Annotated in this window: 15 protein-coding genes; 6 read left to right on the top strand and 9 right to left on the bottom strand. The window is 36.7% G+C overall.

What is annotated here, in order from left to right:
- Window positions 1-42 precede the first annotated feature (42 nt).
- Window positions 43-660, bottom strand: coding sequence for a lysophospholipid acyltransferase family protein (locus JZO76_RS11400; RefSeq protein ID WP_206904511.1), 618 nt, complete (start codon window positions 658-660; stop codon window positions 43-45).
- A gap of 228 nt (window positions 661-888) precedes the next feature.
- On the opposite strand from JZO76_RS11400, the gene JZO76_RS11395 reads away from it, so the two are divergent.
- The 3 genes from JZO76_RS11395 to JZO76_RS11385 all read left to right on the top strand — a co-directional run bounded on the left by JZO76_RS11395 (window position 889) and on the right by JZO76_RS11385 (window position 4,105).
- Window positions 889-1,623 (top strand): tRNA1(Val) (adenine(37)-N6)-methyltransferase, encoded by a 735-nt coding sequence (locus JZO76_RS11395; protein ID WP_206904509.1) that lies wholly within the window; start codon window positions 889-891, stop codon window positions 1,621-1,623.
- A complete protein-coding gene (locus JZO76_RS11390; protein WP_206904507.1) occupies window positions 1,613-1,888 on the top strand; it encodes a GIY-YIG nuclease family protein in 276 nt (91 codons plus the stop codon). The genes JZO76_RS11395 and JZO76_RS11390 overlap by 11 nt, the downstream gene beginning before the upstream one ends.
- A gap of 93 nt (window positions 1,889-1,981) precedes the next feature.
- Window positions 1,982-4,105: a serine hydrolase gene (locus JZO76_RS11385; protein ID WP_206904503.1), complete on the top strand. Its 2,124-nt coding sequence runs from the start codon at window positions 1,982-1,984 to the stop codon at window positions 4,103-4,105.
- Between the two features lie 65 nt (window positions 4,106-4,170).
- Here JZO76_RS11385 and JZO76_RS11380 read toward each other — a convergent pair whose 3' ends face one another.
- The 8 genes from JZO76_RS11380 to JZO76_RS11345 all read right to left on the bottom strand — a co-directional run bounded on the left by JZO76_RS11380 (window position 4,171) and on the right by JZO76_RS11345 (window position 12,690).
- Entirely contained in the window at window positions 4,171-4,524 is a 354-nt protein-coding gene (locus JZO76_RS11380; RefSeq protein WP_206904501.1) for a fluoride efflux transporter FluC, read from the bottom strand.
- Window positions 4,521-4,904, bottom strand: coding sequence for a CrcB family protein (locus JZO76_RS11375; RefSeq protein WP_206904492.1), 384 nt, complete (start codon window positions 4,902-4,904; stop codon window positions 4,521-4,523). The genes JZO76_RS11380 and JZO76_RS11375 overlap by 4 nt, the downstream gene beginning before the upstream one ends.
- 93 nt (window positions 4,905-4,997) lie before the next feature.
- A complete protein-coding gene (gene efp, locus JZO76_RS11370) occupies window positions 4,998-5,558 on the bottom strand; it encodes an elongation factor P (protein ID WP_206904491.1) in 561 nt (186 codons plus the stop codon).
- A 98-nt stretch (window positions 5,559-5,656) separates the two neighbouring features.
- Window positions 5,657-6,592: a cation diffusion facilitator family transporter gene (locus JZO76_RS11365; protein WP_206904490.1), complete on the bottom strand. Its 936-nt coding sequence runs from the start codon at window positions 6,590-6,592 to the stop codon at window positions 5,657-5,659.
- 238 nt (window positions 6,593-6,830) lie between these two features.
- Window positions 6,831-7,547 carry a CPBP family glutamic-type intramembrane protease gene (locus JZO76_RS11360; protein ID WP_206904488.1) on the bottom strand — a complete coding sequence of 239 codons (717 nt, stop codon included), beginning with the start codon at window positions 7,545-7,547 and terminating at the stop codon, window positions 6,831-6,833.
- A gap of 114 nt (window positions 7,548-7,661) precedes the next feature.
- Entirely contained in the window at window positions 7,662-9,296 is a 1,635-nt protein-coding gene (locus tag JZO76_RS11355) for a glycoside hydrolase family 13 protein (RefSeq protein WP_206904487.1), read from the bottom strand.
- Window positions 9,293-10,918: a glycoside hydrolase family 13 protein gene (locus tag JZO76_RS11350; protein WP_206904486.1), complete on the bottom strand. Its 1,626-nt coding sequence runs from the start codon at window positions 10,916-10,918 to the stop codon at window positions 9,293-9,295. The genes JZO76_RS11355 and JZO76_RS11350 overlap by 4 nt, the downstream gene beginning before the upstream one ends.
- A 14-nt stretch (window positions 10,919-10,932) precedes the next feature.
- Complete coding sequence (locus JZO76_RS11345) at window positions 10,933-12,690, bottom strand: glycoside hydrolase family 13 protein (protein WP_206904485.1); 1,758 nt, start codon at window positions 12,688-12,690, stop codon at window positions 10,933-10,935.
- Window positions 12,691-13,058: 368 nt separating this feature from the next.
- Here JZO76_RS11345 and JZO76_RS11340 point away from each other — a divergent pair, with 368 nt between their 5' ends.
- From JZO76_RS11340 to JZO76_RS11330, 3 genes are all read left to right on the top strand, one after another.
- Entirely contained in the window at window positions 13,059-14,315 is a 1,257-nt protein-coding gene (locus JZO76_RS11340; RefSeq protein ID WP_206904483.1) for an extracellular solute-binding protein, read from the top strand.
- A gap of 201 nt (window positions 14,316-14,516) precedes the next feature.
- Window positions 14,517-15,866 carry a carbohydrate ABC transporter permease gene (locus JZO76_RS11335; protein ID WP_206904482.1) on the top strand — a complete coding sequence of 450 codons (1,350 nt, stop codon included), beginning with the start codon at window positions 14,517-14,519 and terminating at the stop codon, window positions 15,864-15,866.
- Between the two features lie 3 nt (window positions 15,867-15,869).
- Window positions 15,870-16,742 (top strand): sugar ABC transporter permease, encoded by an 873-nt coding sequence (locus JZO76_RS11330; protein WP_206904480.1) that lies wholly within the window; start codon window positions 15,870-15,872, stop codon window positions 16,740-16,742.
- The last annotated feature ends 169 nt before the right edge of the window (window positions 16,743-16,911 follow it).

Here is a 16,911-nt window from a genome sequence, read left to right as displayed (position 1 = left end):
TTGACTATAAAAAAACCAGCGTAAAATACGCTGGTAAAAAAATTATTTAACAATATATTTAAAATTAGGATCAATGGCGCGATCCAATTGATCAAAGGCTGTTTGAATGCGCGTTTCCACCACCGCCATGCCTTCTTTATCAATTTTTTTCACATCGCTAATATCAATGGGTTCACCAAAACGCATGGTAACTTTTTTTCGTTTTAGCAAATCTTTAAAGGTCAATGGTCCTTGGTAAACACAAGGCACAATCTTAACTTTAGCCATTTTAGCAATGAGTGCCATGCCCCCTTTTAGCTCAGTGGCATGCCGGGTACCACTAGGGAACATAATTAAACTTAGATCAGTATTTTTTAACAACTTTACTGGAGTTTTAATGGCAGAAGGACCCGGTTTTTTGCGGTCAACTGGAAAAGCATTGGCGTGAATTAAAATGAAACGCAAAATAGGATTTTTGAATAATTCTTCCTTCGCCATAAAACTGAATTTTTTCGGTCTCGCGCCGACTGCCATGTACAATGGGTCCCACCAAGTCCTATGAGGTGCAACTAAAATATAATTTTCATTCTGTGGTAATGCAATCTTATTTTGAAATTCAGAATTACCGTTTAGTACAAATAATAAAAAGCGGACAATGCCCCGCATCATGGTAAAAAACATCTGATCTTCCTCTCTATTTCTCTCATTATCTGCAAGTTGCGTTTTTAATGGGTAAGGAGTAATCCTTCTATTTTGCCCTTACACAAATTATTTCAAATACAACACGGTCTAAGTATGCAAAAAAAAGTATCTTTTGACAAGCTTTTTTTACCAACAGTTGCACCACTTTATCAGTCGAGTATAATACGAGTAGAGATTTTCAATTAAAAAAAATTGCAGGTGTAAATTGTGTTAAATAAAAATGAACGTATTGATGCTTTATACGCAGAAGGAATTAAGATCATTCAAAGTAAAGATGTCTTTTCTTTTTCCATCGATGCCGTCTTACTGGCAAACTTTCCCAATATTCCCAAGCGAGGTAAAATTGTTGATCTCTGTGCTGGCAATGGGGCGGTTGGTCTTTTTGTCAGTCATAAAACAAATGCCAAAATTGATCAAATCGAAATTCAACCCCGCTTAGCGGATATGGCACAACGCAGTATCGCTTTAAACCATTTGGAAGAACAGCTAAAAGTCTATGAACTAAATTTAAAAGATAGCTTATCGGTTATAAAAAAAGATTCGGTAGAACTGGTCTTGTGCAATCCTCCTTATTTTAAAAACCTAGCGACAAATGAAAAAAATCCTAATCCCCATTTGGCCATTGCCCGCCATGAAATCCACGCGACACTAGAAGACGTCATTGACGTCTCCAGCCAAATGCTAAAGATGAATGGACGCTTGGCTTTAGTCCATCGACCTGATCGTTTTTTAGAAATTTTAGAATTGATGCAGGCCTATCGCATCGCGCCAAAGCGCGTTCAATTTGTCTACCCTAAAGCCAATAAAGATGCAAATATTGTTTTAGTTGAAGGAATAAAAAATGGTAAAAAAGACGGATTTAAAATTTTGCCACCACTAACCGTATATTCCAAAACAAATGAATATACCCCAGCTATTAAGGCGATGCTTTATGGCCAATAATCATTATTTTTATGTTCTCTTATGCCGAGATAATACTTTTTATGCCGGCTATACGACAGATTTGACCCGCCGCTTAAAAGAACATAATGACGGCGTTGGTGCCAAATATACTCGGCTAAAAAAAAGACGACCACTACAAATGGTGCATGCAGAAGTCTTTTTTGATCGCAGTAGTGCAACTAAAGCTGAAGCTGCCTTTAAAAAGTTAAGCCGACTACAAAAAGAAGCCTATTTAAAAGCCCATCAAAAGCAAAATCAACTTTAACTAAATCTTCTAAAAAAGGGTTCTCTTTTTGCTGGAGGACCCTTTTATGGTACCATCAAAAATGAAAGCGGCAACAAAAAAAGGAGGATAACTATGAAAAAGGTCGGGTTGATATTCGTTGGTTTGGCGTTAGTGATTTCTTTTTCGTCCAGCACTTTAGCAGCAACAACAAACACGAGTATGCAAGAAGAAGTAACAGAAACAATCACTAGCACCACAAAAGAGACAAGTCCCTCGTTACATAATGAACCTATCGCAACAACAGACAGAAAAGATGAAGCACAACTGCAAAAAAAGAACACCGCCCCTGCGTTTTATACAACAGCCAGTGAAAAGAAATACTTTACCATTACAACGCCAAATGATAACTTTTGGACAGATTTCACAGCAACACCAGCAGGAATAACAAAAAATTATTTCCAGCAGACTTTCCAAATTTTAAGTAAAATCACCACTTTTGATGATAAAGTCTATTACAAATTGCAAGGTCAAACCATATTTTATGTCTTAGCTACAAGCGGTGTCCTAAGTGATAGTCCACTGGGATTGCCTCAACCTAAAATTCAGTATCTCACCTTCAAAAATGCCACAACATATTGGGGAGATAACACCTTACAAAATGGACAGTCAACCAATCCTTTGACACTGAAAACTTGGCAAAGTCGCAATACTTACCTTCATGCCGATGGTGAGAAATATTTTGATTTATATTCAAATAAAGGAAATTTCGTTGGCTTCATTAAAGCCAGTAGTACCAATATCACCTCAATTGCAGGAACTGCGATTAAACAGCAAAAATATGTAACCTTAACCGCTACAAATTATCCTTTTTTGCAATCTTGGATTCAGAGCACCACACAAACGACTAAAAAATATTATCAGCAGTCCTTTTTAGTAAAAGAGTTATACCACCATTTTGACGGCAATGATTATTACAGCCTTTACCAACTTAAAGGCGGCAAGGAAGTACGAGTCGGATTTACCAATGTCAAAGCAACAACAACTGCCCCCGGTGGACAAGGAGTTTACCAAAAATTAGGCAAATACGTTACCATTACCAATAAAAATTATCAAATTCATCAAAATTTCAACTGGAAATATCGCAATAAAACTAGAAATCTTTACGGCAAAACATTTTTGGCTCGCGGTCTTTATCGCCATGTTAATGGCGCAACTTATTACACACTTTATAATCAAAAAGGCAACTGGATTGGCTATTTAAATAGTGCCGCCACAAAAGTAGCAGCCGGTCCTCAAGGCATTTATCAAAAGTGGGGGAAGAGCGTTGTTTTAACCAACAAAAATCAACCATTATGGCAAAATTTTAAATGGCAAAAGAAAAATACAAGTCAAAAGCTAATGGGCAGTCTGTATGTTGCTAAAGGCTACTACGAGCACGCAAATGGAGCCCGCTATTTAAGTCTTTATACTCAATCTGGCAAATGGCAAGGATACATTAATGCTGGTGCCACAAAACAAGCAACTTCCAAAGCCCAAAAATTAAAACAAGTGCAACAATTACTCAATCGTAAATATAAAAATAAAAATTTAGGCATTTATGTGATGAGTTTAACCGACGGTAGCGTGGCCCAAATAAATGGAAATAAAAATTTTCATGCGGCCAGCACCGGCAAATTACCGGCTTTGTATTATACGCAAAAGCAAATCAATGCCAAAAAGTTAAATCCCTATAAAAAATATCGTTACACCGATGCGATCAATAAAATGTCTTTATCTTATATGCGGGGCGGAGCTGGCATTTTACAATCCAAACGTTTTGGTAACTATTATTCTTTAGATACAATTATGAACTGGACTTGTAAGTATTCAGATAATCAAGGTGCTAATTTCTTAGGCTATTATGGAGCTGATAAATATAGTCAAAAAATGAAAAACGAAATTAGTAGTATCATCGGCCGCAAATGGACGCGTTTTAGTGTGATTAATGCCAAAGAAAATACGCGTCTTTTAAAAGCTATGTATTTTGAAGGAGGCAAGGTGCTGACTTATCTTTCCCATACAACCTATGATAGTCAGCGTTTGCCAAAATATTTGCCAGTGCGGGTGGCTCATAAAATTGGTGATCTCGGCGGCTATGCTCACGATTGTGGCATTGTCTATACAAAAGAACCTTATGTTATTAGTGTAATGACACAAGGTACCGGCTATGAGATTATCTCGCGTATTTCAAAAGATGTCTATCAAATCATGAAATAGAAAATACCCAAAGGACTTTAGCAAAGACAAAATACCGTCTTTTACCTAAATATCCTTTGGGTATTTTATTGTCCCAAACTTCCTACGAAAACCCCCAGAAAGCTTAAAAATAAGCCGCCACCATAAGAAATAGCAAAATAGCGATAAAAAAGTTTAGGTTTTGCCTGCCACAAAGTTAATAATTCAAAATTAAAGGTAGAAAAAGTCGTGTACCCGCCCATCATACCAGTTCCCAAAAACAAATATGCGGCATCACTTAAATGCAAGCCAGAAAATACTCCTAAGATAAAAGCACCTGTTAAATTAATAATTTGGGTCGCCCACGGATACGGATGTGGTCGCTTTTCAAAAAAACGATTAATAAAAAAGCGTGCCATAGCACCTAACGCAGCTCCCAAACCAACCAGTAGCATATTCATTTTAAGTCCTCCTTATGAGGCTTTGGGCGCCATACTTTTTCTCCTAGATAGGCCATTAAAATTCCACCAAAAATGGATACAGTTAAATAAAGTCCCGCCAATAAAACGTTTGTTTCAAAAAGTTTTACCGTATCTAAAGCAAAGGAAGAAAATGTTGTAAAGGCGCCAAAAAAGCCAGTACCCACGCCTAGAATTAACCGGCCGTTGACATCTTGATCGGCCATAATGTGTTTTACTAACCAGCTAAACAAAAAACAGCCCAATAAATTGGCCACCAAGGTTCCTAGTGGAAAGCCATTGACTACGGGTAAACTTAAACCCAATAAATAGCGTGCATTGCCACCAAAAAACGCAAAGAAAGCTACAATTATGTAATCCACTCAAATGCCCCCTCTTCAAAAAAAGTTTTGCTATTAAAAAAGTAGCACAAAAAAACCAAGAGTAAAAGTTGCACCTCTTGGTTTTCATTTCAATTATTTTGCACGTTTGATATACGTACCTTCAGCCGTGTTAATTTCTAAGCTTTCACCGGCTTCAATAAAATCTGGTACGTTAACAACTAAGCCTGTTTCCATTGTTGCCGGTTTACCAGAGCCAGTTACAGTTGCACCTTTAATTGAAGGTTGTGTTTCTGTAACAACTAAGACAACAGTTGTTGGTAATTGCACCCCAATTACTTCAGAACCGAAGAATTGAATTTTAACTTCCATATTTTCCAACAAGTATTTCATTTCTTCTGCAATTGTTTCAACTGGAATTTCATATTGTTCATATGTTTCCAAATCCATGAAGAAGGCTGTATCATCCATTGTATATAAATATTGCACAGGTTTTGTATCGATGTGTGCTTTTTCAAATTTTTCATCAGGACGTAAAGTTGTGTCATACGTCGCACCAGTTCGAACGTCGCGAAGTTTCATTCGCATTACCGTGTTTCCTTTACCTGGTTTATGATGACTCGCATCTAAAACTTTGATCAATTTACCGTCTTGGACAAATGTCATCCCTGCCCGTAAGTCGCTTGCTGCAATCATTGTCTAAATCCTTCTTTCTTGTTATAAAATTCTTTTTCATTGTAGCAAACAAGACGCGTTTATGCTAGTTTTAGCCAAAATTCTCATTTAGCCTCTTTTTATTTTCTAACGTAGTTGGGATCGTATTCGTCTGTTTCGATATAAATATAGGCTTTTTTATCTGGCAGACTTTGACGAATTTGGCGCTCGATCTCATTTACACCCCTATAACTATGGGCTTCTGCTTCATCAACGATGTCAATTTTTGCGGCAATCATAATTTCTGTTGGCCCCAAGTGCACAGTCTTAATATCAATCAGACGTTTTACTTCTGTGCGCGAAAAGGCTGCTTTAATCTTTTTCAAATCACTAGCAGTAACGCTTTCGCCAATAATTAGACTATAAAATTCCCGTGCTAGAAAAATTGCAGCGAACATTAACAATAGACCGATTAATAACCCGCTTAAAGCATCAAATAGTGCATTGCCGGTTACCATGGTTAAAATAGTTCCCATTAAAGCTATTACTAAACCAATCACTGCACAAAAATCTTCGGTAAAAATAATTAAAATTTCGCTGTGACGGCTTTCTCTTAAAAAGCGAAATAACGGTAACTTCTCTTCATTCAATTCCTTAATTTCTTTAAAGGCAATGCGTAGTGAACTCCCTTCTACTGCCATCCCAAAAATTAAAATGATAATCACAAGCCATTGGTTACCAACTTCGTGAGCCGGATGAAAAAGCTTTTCCATTGCTTCCATCACACCTAAAGCACCACCACCAAAGAAAAGCATCATCGCTACAATGGTACTAAAAAAATACTTTGCTCGCCCCTCACCAAACTGATGCAACTGGCTGACCGGACGTGCCGCCCACTTATCCCCGATTAGCAATAGCGCTTGATTGCTACAATCGACGACACTATGAATACTCTCGTTTAACATTGCGGCACTCCCGCTTAACAAGTAGCCGACAAATTTACTAATCGCCACTAATATATTGGCAACTAAAGCAGCAATTACGGCCATCATCCCTTGATTTGTTTCTTTTTCCATTTTTCTCATCCCTTTTTCTAATTAATTGAAGTCTCTTCTTTATTATAAAGAAACTAGCAATTTAGCAAAAACAATAGCGCTTTTAAAACAAAATATTCTACAAATACTCGCAATTTTTCTCCATATGGCCCTATGTAAGTAACGGTCTTCATTTAAATAAAACAACTTTTTTAAGAACGTAAAATAATTAGAGATAAGTGCCAGAAACATAGACCTTACCTCCAATTATTTTTATGTTTTAGTTGGCTATACCTAATAAAGTTAAAACGATGATAAACAAGGTTGGAATCATTTGATTAACCGTATTAAAAATCCAATGAACCATTAGTGAACCCCAAATATTGCGATAGACCAAATAAATTAGACCAAAGAAAAAACCTACCGTCATATAAGGAATGGTGGCATAGAGATTACCGTTAAAATTTGCGTAATGAATTAAACCAAATAAAATAGCTTGAATAAACAGCATAATGCCACGAATAAAATGATTAGGTGCTTTTCCAACTAATAAATAGCGAAAAACCAACTCTTCAGAAAATGGTGCAATAAACGAAGGCAATGCAGCCAAAAACAAGGCGACAAGCTGCCTATTTTCTTTAAAATCAGTTTGCAAAACACCGCTATCAGCAGTATCCGTTGGAATTTTGATCAGATTTTCTGGCAACGCCCCTCTGATAAATTGAATCAATAAATGACTGACAACAACCAAAACCAACGCCAATGACAAGTTACGCCACAAATGCTGGCGATATTGCTGCCATTGTTTTTTTAGAGTGGATTTATATAACATGAGCAACACAACAAAGGCTAAGATATTAACGCTGATTCCCCCTATTAAAAAATAAAAGGGATTCTCCTTAAAAAAAGGCAGCCGTATCAGATTATTGCCGATTAATAACTCCAAAGGCAAAACAATTAAACCAAATAAATCTTTTCTTCCCCATTTTTCTTTCACTCTCTTTTCCCTCTTCCACTGAATTTGGTAAGTTAAGTGTAGCAAATGTTCTAGTATTCGCAAAAAAGCGAGCCCCACTAAGGTCGGCTCGCTTTTTTGCTAGATTATAAATTATCAGCTATTTGATTGCTCTACGAATAACAAAGCATCGTAAGGAGCAAATGTCATTTCTTTTGTTAATTTTTTAGGGGCGGTTTTGTCGTTTGTAATATAGGACTGCCAATTTTTCTGCCAGATTTTTTTGGGCAACGTTAGTTTTCTAGTTTTTTGGCTGATATTGGTAATAATTAAAAACTGCTTTTCCCCTTTTCTTAAATATGCAAAAATATCAGGGTCATTTTGAGCCAATAATTCAAAGGTCCCAGTTGCAAAAGTCTCCTCTTGTCTACGTATTTGAATCAATTGCCGATAAAAATTCAAGACCGAGTCAGGATCTTCTTTTTCAGCTGCAACATTGATTTTGACATAATTGGGATTGACTTTCAGCCAAGGTGTACCTGTAGTAAAGCCAGCGTTTTTGCTATCATCCCATTGCATTGGGGTACGAGCATGATCACGACTCCAAGAAGTGGCAAGCTGTAATGCTTCTGCTTCACTTTTATTTTCAGCTAGCAGCCGATGATAAAAAGAAAGGGTATCTTTGGCATCCACTTCTGAAATTGTTTGAAATGGATAGTTTGTTGCGCCTAATTCTTGCCCTTGATAAATAAAAGGCGTTCCACGTAATAATAAATACATCATGGCTAAAGCTTTCGCTGATTTCTTGGTTTCGTTGCCTAAAATTGTGTTAAAGCGTGGATTGTCATGATTTTCAAGATATAGGGCATTCCAACCTTTTTTACCTAAATCTTTTTGCCAACGGGCGATAACTTTTTTAAAGCCTAATAAATCAATCCGTTCGCTTCCAGCAACGCCTTTTCGAACATTATGTTCCAATTCAAAAATCATATCCAAATAACCTTCTGAATCTGTCCAATTAACCGCTTTTTTACTGGAAACGCCACTGGCTTCTCCTACTGTCATCACATTGTATTCATTAAAAATTTGTTGTAAATCCTTCATATAATTGTCAATACCAGCTACATTCATGAAAGGTGCCCAGGGATTATCTTTAATTTTAAAATTCCAAGGTTCCTTTTGGATATGGCTGATGGCATCTAATCGAAATCCATCAATTCCCAGTTCTAACCACCAGCGAATCATTTGGTAAATTTCAGTACGCACAGCTTCATTTTTCCAATTTAAATCCGGTTGTTCTGGCGCAAATACGTGAAAATAAGCCTGACCACTTGGTTCATCGACCGTCCAAGTTGAACCGCCAAAAAAACTCTGCCAATTATTCGGCAAGTTAGCGGGCGTAGCATTCTGCCAGTGATAATAATTACGGTACGGATTTTCTTTACCTTTTTTTGCTTCCACAAACCACGGGTGCTGATCGCTGGTGTGATTGACTACTAAATCCAAAATAATTTTCAGATTTTCTTTGTGGCACGCCTCTAAAAGTTCCTTAAACTGTGCCATATCGCCATATTCGGCCGCGATGTCTTTATAATCAGAAATATCATAGCCATTATCTACATTGGGAGATTTGTACATGGGATTTAACCAAATAAAATCAACTCCCAGTTCCTTGAGATAGGGAATTTTGGCAATAATTCCTTTAATATCCCCAATGCCATCCCCATTACTATCATAAAAACTACGGGGATAAATTTGATACCCCACTGCATTTTGCCACCAATTGGTCATGATTTCACCACTTCCACGACAAAAGCATCCCAAGGCATAAGTACAACTTTTTCTAATTGACTTGGCGTAGGACCGTTGGATAAAATCAGTTCCTTAATTGCACCGTCGTAATGAAATTCATTTGCTTCACTAGCAAAGTTTGTCACAACAAGCCACGTTTTTTCTTTGAAGCTTCGTGTATAGGCAAAAACTTCAGGAGCTGTTTTTAATAGATGAAAATCCCCCCATACCACTAACGGGTTGTCTTTTCGTAATTGAATCAATTTTTGATACGTATAAAAAAGTGAATCTTTATCCGCTAATGCTTGGGTGACGTTTATTTTAGGATAATTCTCATTTACCCTAAGCCACGGTGTACCGGTCGTAAAACCAGCGTGTTGACTATCGTCCCATTGCATGGGTGTTCTGGCATTATCTCTTCCTTTAACATTGATGGCATTTATAATTTCAGCTGGTTTATATCCTTGCGCGAGTCGTTCATGATACATGTTAATACTTTCAATATCGTCAACTTCTTCAATGGCACTAACCAAATGATTGGTCATGCCAATTTCTTCTCCTTGATAAATATATGGCGTCCCTTTTAATAAGTGTAATAAAATCGCTAACAATTTACCGCTTTTAACACGATAATTTTTTTCGTCTCCCCAACGGGAAATAATGCGGGGTAAATCATGGTTGTTCCAAAATAGTGAGTTCCATCCTTCATCACCTAGTTCTGTTTGCCATTTGGCAAAAACTTCCTTCAATTGTGCCACTGCAAGGGGACGTAAATCCCATTTGCTTTTTTGGGGCTGTTCATCTAATGCGACATGTTCAAATTGAAAGACCATGCTTAACTCTTGGCGTTTAGGATTTGAGTATAATTTGGCAATTTCAGGTGTTGCTCCCCACGTTTCGCCGACGGTTAACAAATCGTGTTTACCAAAAGTTGCTTTGTTCATCTCTTGTAAATAGTCATGGAGTTTGGCACCATTGCCGGTAATCATCTTTTCTGGCACTTTGCCGATCAAATCAATGACATCCATACGAAAACCGCCAATTCCTTTTTCAATCCAAAAATTCATCATATCATAAACTGCCTGCCGCACTTTTTCATTGGCCCAATTTAAATCAGGTTGCTTTTTGGAGAATAAATGCAAGTAATACTGCCCACTTGCTTCATCAAATTCCCAAGCGCTGCCAGAAAATGTCGATCCCAATTCATTGGGCGCGCTGCCATCTGCTTTAGGATCGGCCCAAATATAATAATCGCGGTAGGTATTTTCCTTGCCTTTTTTGGCTTCAAGAAACCATTGATGCTCATCAGAAGTATGATTGACTACTAAGTCCATCACAATTTTGATGGAACGCTTTTTAGCTTCAGTAATTAGCCGCTCCATATCTTCCATTGTGCCAAATTCGGCCATAATCGCTTCATAATCTGAAATATCGTAGCCATTATCATCATTAGGAGATGCATAGACTGGGGATAACCAAATCGCACCAATTCCCAGTTTTTTTAAATAATCTAATTTTTCAATAATACCGCCAATATCGCCAATTCCATCACCATTGCTGTCTTTAAAACTGCGGGGATAAATTTGGTATACAACAACTTCTTGCCACCAGTGTTTTTCCATTTTTTTCACTCTTTCTAATCCTCTTTTGTAATGACAAAACCTTTAGGAGCTAATTTCAGATCGGCAGTAAAGCCATTAGCCAAAATAATTTCCCCTTTAATAGTTAGAGAGTTCGCATTTTCACCCAAATTGAAATAGCCGATAATTTTTTTATCAGCTAATTTGCGTTGAAGTACAATTTGCTGTTTAGCTAGATCAACATTTTCCCAAATCATTTGACCTTCTGATAGTATTTTTGCAAAGTCACGGCGAAATTTGACCAGTTTTTTGAAAAAGGCAAACATATCCAAGTCCTGATCTTCTTCTTGCCAAACCATACATTTACGACAATCTGGATCCATTTCTCCTGTCATGGCAAATTCATCGCCGTAATAAATACACGGTACTCCGGGTTGTAAATAAGTAAAAGCCTCTACTTGTTTCATTAAGTCTTTATCGTTTTTTGCCTCCGTTAAAATTCGCGGTGTATCGTGGGAATCTAAGACATTAAATTGCACTTGGTTGGTTTGTTGGCGATAAAGCATTAATTGCCGATTAATTTCCGATACCATTTTTTCTAACGTGATGTCTTTTTTAACAAAAGCACCGGAAATAGCATCTGTATATGCGTAGTTCATTACAGCGGTAAATTCATCACCATTAAGCCAACTTTGAGAAGAGTGCCAAATTTCACCTAAAATATAGAAATCATCTTTGGCTGCATCACACACTTGCCGAAATTCCCGCCAAAAAGTGTGATCGACTTCATTGGCGACATCCAAACGCCAAGCATCAATATCAAATTCTTTAATCCAATACGCTGCAATCTCCAAAAGATATTTTTTTACTTCTGGATTTGCTGTATTTAATTTTGGCATATGAGGAGTAAAAGCAAAAACATCATAGGTAATATCATAGGCATCTTCAAAATCTTTTCCTTCTTTATAGCTAGCTGGAAATTCATTAATGTGAAACCAATCAGCATATTTTGAAGCGGCACCATTTTGCAAAACATCTTGCCATTGTGGTGAAGTATCCCCCATATGATTAAAGACTGCATCTAACATTATTTTGATGCCCCGTTTATGACATTCCGCTACTAATTTTTTAAATAATTTTTTATCGCCAAAGTCTGGATCAATTTCAAAGTAATCGATCGTATCGTATTTGTGATTGGAATGGGCTTTAAAAATCGGACAAAAATAGAGACCGTTAATCCCAAGTTCGGTGAAATGGTCTAAGTGATCTAAAACGCCTTGTAAGTCGCCACCAAAGAAATCTTGACGATCAGGATCTTTTGAGCCCCACGGCAGCGTCCCTTTGGGATCATTACTTTTATCCCCGTTGGCAAATCGCTCTGGAAAAATTTGATACCATACTGTATTTTTTACCCACGCTGGTGCTTTAAAGCGATCAACTTCATGAAAATACGGCATTCTAAAATAGTTATTCGGCATCTTTAGGTATTCTTTTTCAGCTGGAAAACAGCCATGATCGCCATAAAAAATTTCACTATCATCTAAACCGACAACTTTAAAGCCATAAGCCATGCGCTTATATGGTTCACTCGTTGCTACCACCCAATAATCATGCAATTCAGTCGTTAAATATTTTTCCATTACTAATGGTTTTTGATACCACTTTTCTGCTTCTAAAGTATAGGTATCCCCATGAAGAAGTTCTACTTTTTTCACATCATTTTTGGCTGTTTTTAAGCGAATGTGCATGAGATCTTTTTGATATAAATAGGCAAACTCGCTATCTGGACGGTGATTAATTGCTGCTGTATTCATCAAATCGCACCCTTCTTTTTTGATTACTCACGATATTTTTCATGAGAAAAAGTTCATTTCGGCTTCATTATGACATATTAAAATTTGAATTTCAATGAAATTACCGCAAACGATTGCATTTATATTTTTTTGCTTCTTTGCAAGTGTTACTAAAATGACCGATTCTTATTTTCGTTCGCAAAATTAGTCTATATCGTTAATTGTTTTCGTTATATACGTAAAACTTTTATGGAACTTTCAATTTGTATCACGTGTTTTAAAAAAGTGAAAAAAATATTTCAAATAAATTGCTTGACTATTTCCGCAATCGGTTGCATAATACATTTTGTAAGCGAAATCATTTAAATAATTTTTGGGAGGAACAAGAAATGAAATCAAATTGGAAAAAGTTATTGATGGGTGGCGTAGTTTTAAGTTTATCTGCTATGACATTAGCAGCTTGTGGTTCAAGTGATTCAAAAGATGACAGCGCAGATAACTCATCCGCAAAATCTGAAGAAGTAAAAGGTGATTTAAAAGTATGGATTGATACTGAACATATTCCAGCTATTAAAGAAGCTGTTGCTGATTTCCAAAAAGAATATCCCGATGTAAAAGTAACCATTAAAGCCGGTCAATCTGCTGACGCTAAAGCAGATGTTTCAAAAGACCCAGAAAAAGCTGCTGATGTTTTCATGATGCCCCACGATCAAATTGGTCAAATGGCAGAAGCTGGTCTTTTGTATCCCGTTGGTAAAAAACAAGCAGAAGAAATTAAAGAAAATAATACCGAAGCAGCTGTTAACGGTGTTACTTGGAAAGATAAAATTTACGGCTACCCTTATGGTGTTGAATCACAAGTTCTTTACTATAACAAAGCAAAATTATCTGCAGATGATGTAAAAACTTGGGCAACGTTAACCCAAAAAGGTAAAATCGGGACAAACTTTGCTGAAGCAGGTGCTAACTACATCTTTGGTCCATTATTCATGAGTAACGGCAATGTTTTATATGGTGAAAATGGTGAAGACTTAAAAGGAACAAACTTCAATGATGAACAAGGTGTACAAGTTCTTGACTGGATCGCCAAACAAAAAGATAATGCCGGTGTCGTTCAAGCCAACGCATCTGCCTTATCAAACTTACAATCTGGTAAAACAGATGCTTTCCTTTCTGGTCCATGGTCTAAAAATGATGTGAAAAAAGCATTGGGTGATAACATGGCTGTTGCAGCTTACCCTACCATTGATTTTGGCAATGGTCCAAAACAAATGAAAGCTTTTTTAGGTGTTAAAGTTTACGGTGTTAACCAACAAACAAAAGCACCACTAGCAGCCATGGCATTAGCAAACTACCTAAGTGGTAAAGAAACACAACAAAAAGAATTCGAAGTAAACGGTGTAATTCCTGCTAACAAAGAATTACAAGAAGATAGCAAAGTTAAAGAAGATGCTGTCGCAAAAGCAGTTATGGAAATGGCTGACCCAGAACATTCTGTTGTAATGCCCAAATTACCAGAAATGGTTTCATTCTGGCCACCAATGGACGCTTTGATTAACGACACTTACAAAGGCAAAATCGCCGCTAGTGACTACCAAGCAAAATTGGATAAATTTGTTGCTGATACATCTAAGTCAGCAGAATAAATCGTTATTAGTTTGACGCAAGTGTAAAATTTAAGGCCGATCAAAAAATCCCTGCAGATTTTTTCGCTCGGCCTTTTTAGTTAAGAAAGCTTGGCAATGCAGCTAGCTTTCAAACACAACTGGGAGTTTTGTTCAATTCTCCTTGTTCAAAATTCCTCTTTTAAATACAAGCAGGAAAAACGAAAGTTAGGTGAAGACCACATGTTCAAAAAGAAAAACTATGAAACCCACATCACCTTTAGAGAGCTTTTTAAAAAAGGTGATTTGCCCACTAAATTATCTTTTTTCATTATGGGTGCTGCTAACCTGGCAAACAAACAAATTCCAAAAGGTCTTTTGTTTTTAGCCAGTGAAATTGGCTTTATTTATTGGCTTGTAACCAATGGTGCTCACGCCTTAGCGATGCTTCAAACCTTAGGCACAAAAAAACAAGGTTTGGTTTATAACGAAGATTTAGGAATTGAACTTTTACAAAAAGGCGATAATTCCATGTTGATTTTACTATTTGGGATTGCGGCTATTTTAGTCTGTGTTTTATTAATTATTTTATATGTTATCAACTTAAAAAGTGCACGTCACCTTTTTGAATTAAAACTATCTGGCGATAAAATTCCTTCAACTACTCAAGACTTACGCAGCTTATTAAACGAACGTTTCCATGTTACGTTAATGTCTGTCCCATTAATCGGTGTCTTGTTCTTTACCGTTTTACCGCTTTTATACATGATTTCCATCGCCTTTACGAACTACGATCATAATCACTTACCACCAAAAAGCTTATTTACTTGGGTTGGATTACAAAATTTTGGTAATGTCATTAGCGGTGATATGGCCGGAACCTTCTTCCCCGTCTTAGGCTGGACCTTAATTTGGGCCATCTTTGCAACTGTAACCAATTTCTTTTTTGGTATTATCTTAGCCTTATTAATTAACGCAAAAGGCATTAAATACAAAAAAATGTGGCGAACACTTTTTGTTATTACAATGGCTGTGCCGCAATTTGTCTCTTTACTTGTCATGCGTAATTTACTAAATGATGCGGGACCAATTAATGCCATCTTACAAAATTTAGGTTGGATTTCTAGCTCGATTCCTTTTTTAACAGATCCAATTTTAGCAAAAATTACCGTTATTGTTGTCAATATGTGGATCGGGATTCCAGTCACGATGTTAATTTCAACTGGGATTATCCAAAACTTGCCAACTGATCAAATTGAAGCTGCTGAAATTGATGGGGCGAATAAATTCCAAATTTTCCGTAACATCACTTTCCCACAAATCCTATTTGTCATGACACCAGCTTTAATCCAACAATTTATCGGCAATATCAATAACTTCAACGTTATCTATCTATTAACGCAAGGTGGTCCAACCAACTCTGACTTTTACGGCGCTGGTTCCACTGACCTTTTAGTTACTTGGCTTTATAACTTGACTGTCAATACGATGGACTATAATTTAGCCTCTGTTATCGGTATTTTGATCTTCATCTTATCAGCAGTCTTTAGTTTAATGGCCTACACGCGTACAAATTCATTTAAGGAGGCGTAAAAAATGGCGGTACAATCAAAAAGCAAAAGTTATCATAAAAAACAAAGAGCAACCCGCACGTTAATCTACGCCATTTTAACGATTATGGCAGTCTTTTGGCTCTTTCCTATTTTCTGGATTGTTCTTACGAGCTTTCGTTCAGAAGGGGGCGCATTTGTTCCTTATATCATCCCCAAAGAATTTACAATGGGAAATTATGCTACCCTTTTAAGTGATGCTTCAGGCAACTATCCTTTTGTCCGTTGGTTTTTAAACACACTTTTTGTTGCAGTTATTAGCTGTCTGCTTTCAACCTTCATTACAATTGCCATGGCTTATGCCTTATCGCGATTGCGTTTTAAACTACGGAAACCATTTTTAAAAGTGGCCTTAGTTTTAAATATGTTTCCTGGCTTTATGAGTATGATTGCGGTCTACTATATTTTAAAAGCAATGGATTTAACTCAAAGTTTGCTCGCTTTAATTTTGATCTACTCTTCAGGTGCTGCCTTAGGTTTTTATATTGCGAAGGGATTCTTTGATACCATTCCAATGGCCTTGGATGAATCTGCCATGATTGATGGTGCCAACAAATGGCAAATTTTTACTAAAATTACGCTTCCCCTTTCCAAGCCAATTATTGTCTACACTGCTTTAATGGCCTTTATGGCTCCGTGGATGGACTTTATCTTTGCCAAGATCATCATGGGCGACGATGTTAAAAACTACACCGTTGCGATCGGCTTATTCTCAATGATGAACAAAACAACTGCAAACTCTTTATTTATGTCTTTTACAGCCGGTTGTGTACTGATTGCAATTCCAATTACGATTTTATTTATCTTCATGCAAAAATATTATGTAGAAGGGATTACTTCTGGTTCTGTAAAAGGTTAATCAAAAAAATCCAAGCAAAATGCCTGCTGTACAATTATTTTCAAAACAATTGTACAGCAGGCGTTTTTATCTATTTTTTCAAATTTTTTCTTATCAAAAAATTCTCTAATTCAAAAAAAAATGAAGTAAAACGAAAATTACCTAAAAAAGAGGATATTGTCGCCTTTTA

It is taken from the genome of Candidatus Enterococcus myersii (genome assembly GCF_017316025.1).
Classification (GTDB): Bacteria; Bacillota; Bacilli; order Lactobacillales; family Enterococcaceae; genus Enterococcus_C; species Enterococcus_C montenegrensis.
The sequence above is the reverse complement of the archived record's forward strand: the minus strand, read 5'-3'. Positions and strand labels throughout refer to the sequence as shown.